The organism is Dietzia sp. DQ12-76, assembly GCF_014145045.1.
Taxonomy (GTDB): domain Bacteria; phylum Actinomycetota; class Actinomycetes; order Mycobacteriales; family Mycobacteriaceae; genus Dietzia.
The window spans coordinates 1-5,703 of the sequence record NZ_JAALDV010000284.1 but is presented as its reverse complement, the minus strand read 5'-3'; the positions used below and the strand labels follow the sequence as shown (position 1 = coordinate 5,703).

The following is a 5,703-nucleotide window of genomic DNA, read 5'->3' as shown; positions in this document are numbered from 1 at the left end:
GGCGGGGTGGCCTCGGCCGCCGTCCTGGCCGCGTTGCGCGCACCGCTGGTCGTGGTGGTCGTCGCCGCCGTCGGGGTGACCGCCGCTCTCCGAGCGCTCGGGGTCCACTGAGAGGGTGTGCTGAAGGGAGTAGCGCACGTCGCGCCCGAACCCGTGGCGGTCGAGCCCGGCGGCCCCGGGTTCAGCACACCGTCAGGCACCTTCGGGTCAGGAGTCGCGCATGACCTGATCGAAGAACGTGTCGAGGCGGGTGAACAGGCCGAGGAACGCCTCGAGGTCATCGGGAGCATCGCCGTAGACAGCGGCAGCCATCTCCCTGTACATGGCGTTGACGCCGTCTGCGACCAGGGCCCCGGCGTCGGTCACCCGAACCTCCCGGGCCCGGGCGTTTCCGGCCGGCTGGTCGACGACGACGAGGCCACGCTCGCGCATCCTGTTCAACGCCTGCGAGACGGCCGACCTGCTCACCCCGGTCCGCTCGGCGAGCTCGCTGGGCGAGATCGCGCGTTCGGCGGCGACGAGGTGACAGACCTCGGCCTCCACCATCGTCAGTCGATCGCCGGTTCCGTAGTCGCAGGCCAGCCGCCGGGAACGCTGAACCTTGTCGAAGACCCGCAGCATCGCGGTGGTGACCGCGGACTCGAGCTCGGCGCGGGCGCGATCGGCACTCATTCTCAATCCGTTCCTGGGGGTGGACCCACCGTACGCGGTCGGCTACGGTGAAGCGACTTCACTATTAAGTGGCTTAATTATTTCGGTGGGGCGTCGAACTCGCCGTAGCCGAATCACCGAGCCACGCCCGGCCCCCGGAGGAACCACCCATGACAGCTGCATATCCCGGCGACGAGTACGCGTCCCCAGGACACCCCCACGGCGCCACGCTCCAGCCCAAGAGCCTGTTCGCCCAGATCTATGAAGTGGCGTCCACCTCGATCTCCACGGTGATCAACGCCGCGCGACGCTTCGCGCGGACTCGCTGGAACTCCCGGGCCCCGGGTGACTCGGTCGCCGCAACGACCACGGCGACCGTCACCGACACCGCATCGCGATCCGAATCCGCGACTGCACCGGGCGACAGGAGTTCGTCGTCACTACTGAAGGCGCTGCTCGGTGTCCTTCGCCCACGCGAGGACGGAAAGGGGCTCTCCTCTCTCCAGAGAGGACTCTTCGGAGTCCTCGCCGCCTTCTTCGCGATCCATCCGGTCTTCTGGTTCCTCGAGACCAAGGTCGGGATCCCCCAGCAGATCACGTCGACATCCATGGTGCTCTGCGTCGTAGGGCTCTTCGCCACAGCGCTGGCGTTGCCCTGGATGCGGCTTCCGGGCCAGGCGGAGCGCACGCGGGCAGAGCGCCTCGGCGCGACGATCATCGTCTGGGTGTTCATCGCCCTGGCGCCACGATTCATCTGGGAACTGCCCTGGCTCTTCTTCTTCGACAAGATCAAGGAAGGGGTCCTCAACCAGTCCCTCTGGACCTACATGTGGGCCCCGGTGCTGATGGGAGGCGATGCCCGCTACCTCAACGGGGACCCGCTGGTCGTCACCATGGAATGGATCGCGGTCTTCGTGGGCGCGTTCGAGCTCTACGCGATCATCCAATTCTTCCGGAACGGCAAGCGCTTCACGGTCAACCAGCTCGGCCTGATCATGTCCGGAATGGTCGTGGAGGTCACGTTGCCGGCGGTGTACTTCGGGGTCGAGATCGCCAACAAGCTCGAGAACATGTCCAGCCCGGTCGAGATGTGGGTGAAGTTCGTCCTGCTCAACCTGCTGTGGTGCACCATGCCGATTCTCACCTTTGTCTGGGGGCTGAGGCGGATCGGCAGCCAGGACCTCGCGGTGAAGTTCTAGCCGGTGGAACTCTCGCTCCGCGCGGGCACGCGTCTCGCCCCGTCGGCGTCCGGTTCGACCGTTGACCGCGAATCGGCCGCCGGCGGGGCATCATGATTCCATGACCAGACCCTCCAACACCTCCGCCATCGCCTCCGCCACCGGCCGACCGTGGGAGGAGTGGGTCGAGATGCTGGAGCGGGCCGGCGCGCGCGAGTTGCCGCACTCGGCGATCGCCAAGGCGACCCTGGAGATGATGCCGGAGTCCGTCGAGCGCGCCGAGTGGTGGGCCCAGGGCACGGCCATCGCCTACGAGCAGCACGCCGGACTGCGGGTTCCGGGGCAGTCGTGCACCGGCGACTTCCAGATGTCCACCTCGCGGACCATCAGCGGGGACATGGACACGGCGCTGCAGGCGTGGGTCGCGCTCGCGGGCGACCGCGAGGAGTTCGGCGGCGTCGGGATCGAGGCCCCCGCGACCACGTCGAGCAGCGAGAAGTGGCGCTACTGGCGGGTCCCGCTGGCCGACGGCACGCGCGTGGCCCTGAACTTCAGCGACAAGAAGAACGGCAAGGCCTCGGTGGGGCTGACGCACACCAAGCTCGACTCGGCCGAGGCGATCAGCTACTGGAAACCCGTGTGGAAGGACCTGCTCGCGCAGCTGTGAGGGGCTGCGCGCACCCCTGTGCCAGCCCCCTGTGCCAGCCGCTGTGCCAGCCGCTCCCCTGGACGTACTCCTGCCGTCACTTATGCGCAGGCGAGAGTTCATCGCGACGGGCGGCTGTGCGAGGAGTGGGCAGGCGCTCGCGCGGATGCCCGGCACGGCGGGGCTGGATGCCTCAGTTCAGCCCGGCGTAGGAGTGCAGGCCCGAGACCACGATGTTGATGAAGAACAGGTTGAACACCAGCACCGCGAATCCGGCGATGTTGATCCAGGCGGCCTTCTTGGGGCCCCAGCCGCTCGTCGCGCGGGCGTGGAGATACCCGGCGTAGAGCACCCAGGAGATGAAGGACGCCGTCTCCTTGGGATCCCAGCCCCAGAACCGGCCCCACGCGCTCTCCGCCCAGACCGCGCCCAGCAGGATGCCCACGCTGAAGATCGGGAAGCCGATCACCGTGGTGCGGTACGCCAGACGGTCCAGGGTCTCGGCGGCGGGGAGCGGCCGGGTCAGGGCCGCTCCCCAGCCCGTCTCCCGGCCCTGCGGCTGCCAGACGCGCAGCAGGTACATGATGGACACCACGCCGGGGACGAGCAGGATCCCCGAGCCCAGCGCGATGATCGACACGTGGATCGGGAGCCAGTACGAGCGCAGTGCGGGCACCACGGGCGCGGCGTCGGAGTACAGGTGTGTCCCGCCGACGAACAGCAGCACCAGCACCGGCACCAGCATGTACGGCCACACCACCTGGAGCGCGGGCTTGCGCAGCCAGATCAGTCCCGCGCCCATCGCCAAGAGCGTGGTGCCCAGGATGAACTCGTACATGTTCCCCCACGGGAACCGGTCGGTGGCCAGCCCGCGCAGCACCAGCGAGGCGGCCTGGAAGACGAACCCGACGATCACGAACAGGTGCGCGATCCGCGCCCAGCGCATGCTGCCCGCCGAGGCGCGGTTCTCGTCACCGGTGTCGGTGAGCGAGGTGGACTCGGTCAGCCCGGCCCCCGTCGGGCCCGCCGCGGTCGACCCCGGCCCGCCGGCGCCCACCAGCTCGCGATCGGAGACCTTCGCCACGCGGAACCCCGCGTAGTAGATCAAGGAGGCGATCAGGGCCAGGACGTAGATACCGAACGCGGTACGGAACGCCAGGTCGCTGTACGTCGAGAGCGTCTCGTCGATGGGCAGGCCCTGGGCGAGTATCAGAGTGTTCACCGGGTGTCGTCCTTCCGCGGAGCGTCGCCGGCGGAGCCGCGACTGGTTGCAGTGTGTCCCGAGTCGGCCTCCTCGGGCAACACGGGTGTGACGGTCGCCGCTGCGACCAGCCGGTCCCGGAGGTCGTCGAACTCCGAGCCCCAGCCCATCCGGTCCGTCCGGGCGAGGCCACCCAGGTCGACACGGGTCACCTCGTCGTCGTCGACGATCACGCGCGCCCAGATCCGGCGGCGCCGCACCATCAGGCTGAGGATCAACCCGCCCATCATGACGACGGCGGCCACGCCGACCCAGATCTGCGTGGGGTCCTCGGAGACCTGGATGTTGATGAACTCCTCGGCGCCGTCGAACCGGACCTCGGTGCCGTCGGGGAGGGTGGTGGACTCGCCGGGGAACAGGTTGACGCGCGCCTGCCGTTCGAGCGCACCCGACTCGATGAGATCGGAGTCCAGCGAGAAGATGGACTGCGGCCGCCCGGTGTCGAGCCCGGCGTCGCCCTGGTAGACGTCGATCGCCACCGCCGGGTCGTCCATGTTGGGAAAGCGCGAGCTCAGCAGGGTTCCGTCGAACGACGCGGTGGGCGCGAACAGGCCCTGCACAGCGATCTGCTGAGTGCGGCGCTCGCGCAGGTCGGGGTACATGCCGGCCGGCGGGTCGAAGCGCATGATGCCCGACGACAAGAAGGTCTGCAGCTCGGTGGGCTGCCAGTGCTGGGTGTCCGTGCGGGTCTCACCGTTGGGGAACGTGACGGTGAAGGTGGGCGCGAAACCGTGGCCCTGCAGGTAGACGCGGGTCGAGCCGATGCGAAGGGGGTGGTTGACCCGCATCTCGAACGGCTCCCACGTCTGCGGATCGGTGGTCGCGACCTCCTCGGTGAACCGCACGTTGGAGGTGAACATCTCGGCCTGGCCGTTGGGCAGGTAGTCGGCGCGGAAGTCCTCGATCTTGATGCAGAACTGCTCGAGATCGGTTCCGTCGACCAGCAGGCCCGCCCGGAACGTGTCGTACGCACTGGGGGTGGTGTTGCAGAAGGCCGGCGACTCGGCGTTGGCGATGATCACGCGCATCCCCTCGGCGTAGACGAACTTGCCCGCCGCGAACATGATGAGCAGGGCCAGCAGACCGAAGTGGAAGACGATGTTGCCCACCTCACGCGTGTAGCCGCGCTCGGAGGAGAGCTCGATGGTGCCGGGGACGCGGCCGTCGCCGTCGTTGCGCCGCACCCGCCACCCCTTGAGCTCGGCCTGCACCCGGTCGGCGGCCTCCTCGGGCGTGGCGGTGGTGCGGTACGCGGCGTGGTGGGGCAGGCGCGACAGGTTGCGGGGCGTGAGCGGCGGGGGCGTGCGCAGCTGCCTGACCAGCTCGAAGCAGCGCGGGGTGAGGCACCCGATGAGCGAGATGAACAGCAGGACGTAGATGGCGGTGAACCACCAGCTGGAGAACACGTCGAACAGCTGCAGTCGGTCGTAGAACTCGCCCAACCACCCGGCCTCGGCGATGTAGTCGTTGACGTTGCCCTCGTTGAGACTGCGCTGGGGCAGGAGCGCTCCCGGGATCGCCGCCACGGCGAGCAGGAACAGCAGGATCAACGCCGTGCGCATGGCGGTGAGGGTGCGCCACGAGTTGCGCAGGAAAGCGGTCACGCCTGCCAGCGGGGAGCGGGCGGCGGCGGTTCTGGGCTCTGACATGGGGTCCATCTGCGGTTCGCGGCGCGCCGACCTGTCGCGGCGCCGATTTCCCCCCAGGCTAGTCGGGGCCTCCTGAGCGGTTTCTGTGAGGGCTCGGCCCGCTCGAAGCCCCCTACCCTGGCGAGAACGTGTTCTACTCTCGGGGCCATGGACCTCCAGGGAAGATCAATTCTCGTCACCGGCGGTGGCAGCGGAATCGGCGCGGGCGTGACCGGGGAACTGGCCCGTCGCGGCGCACTCGTCACCATCATCGGCCGCGACGCCGGACGACTGGCCGAGACCGCGCGGCGCATCGGCGAGGCCACCGGGCGTCCGGAC

General features: G+C 68.7%; 6 protein-coding genes. 3 read left to right on the top strand and 3 right to left on the bottom strand.

Features of this window, described 5'->3' with window-relative positions; all coding sequences use genetic code 11:
- Positions 1–207: 207 nt before the first annotated feature.
- A complete protein-coding gene (locus G6019_RS10300) occupies positions 208–672 on the bottom strand; it encodes a MarR family winged helix-turn-helix transcriptional regulator (RefSeq protein ID WP_182627522.1) in 465 nt (154 codons plus the stop codon).
- Positions 673–821: 149 nt separating this feature from the next.
- On the opposite strand from G6019_RS10300, the gene G6019_RS10295 reads away from it, so the two are divergent.
- Both G6019_RS10295 and G6019_RS10290 read left to right on the top strand, forming a co-directional pair.
- Positions 822–1,850 carry a hypothetical protein gene (locus G6019_RS10295; RefSeq protein ID WP_182611934.1) on the top strand — a complete coding sequence of 343 codons (1,029 nt, stop codon included), beginning with the start codon at positions 822–824 and terminating at the stop codon, positions 1,848–1,850.
- 100 nt (positions 1,851–1,950) lie between these two features.
- A complete protein-coding gene (locus G6019_RS10290; RefSeq protein WP_182611933.1) occupies positions 1,951–2,496 on the top strand; it encodes a hypothetical protein in 546 nt (181 codons plus the stop codon).
- Positions 2,497–2,668: 172 nt separating this feature from the next.
- On the opposite strand, the gene ccsB is transcribed toward G6019_RS10290, so the two are convergent.
- Positions 2,669–3,697: a c-type cytochrome biogenesis protein CcsB gene (ccsB, locus tag G6019_RS10285; protein WP_182611932.1), complete on the bottom strand. Its 1,029-nt coding sequence runs from the start codon at positions 3,695–3,697 to the stop codon at positions 2,669–2,671.
- Positions 3,694–5,385 carry a cytochrome c biogenesis protein ResB gene (gene resB, locus G6019_RS10280; RefSeq protein WP_182627521.1) on the bottom strand — a complete coding sequence of 564 codons (1,692 nt, stop codon included), beginning with the start codon at positions 5,383–5,385 and terminating at the stop codon, positions 3,694–3,696. Before resB ends, ccsB begins: the two co-directional genes overlap by 4 nt.
- Positions 5,386–5,532: 147 nt before the next feature.
- On the opposite strand from resB, the gene G6019_RS10275 reads away from it, so the two are divergent.
- Positions 5,533–5,703: SDR family NAD(P)-dependent oxidoreductase (locus G6019_RS10275; RefSeq protein WP_182627519.1), on the top strand; the 171-nt coding region annotated here is incomplete at its 3' end.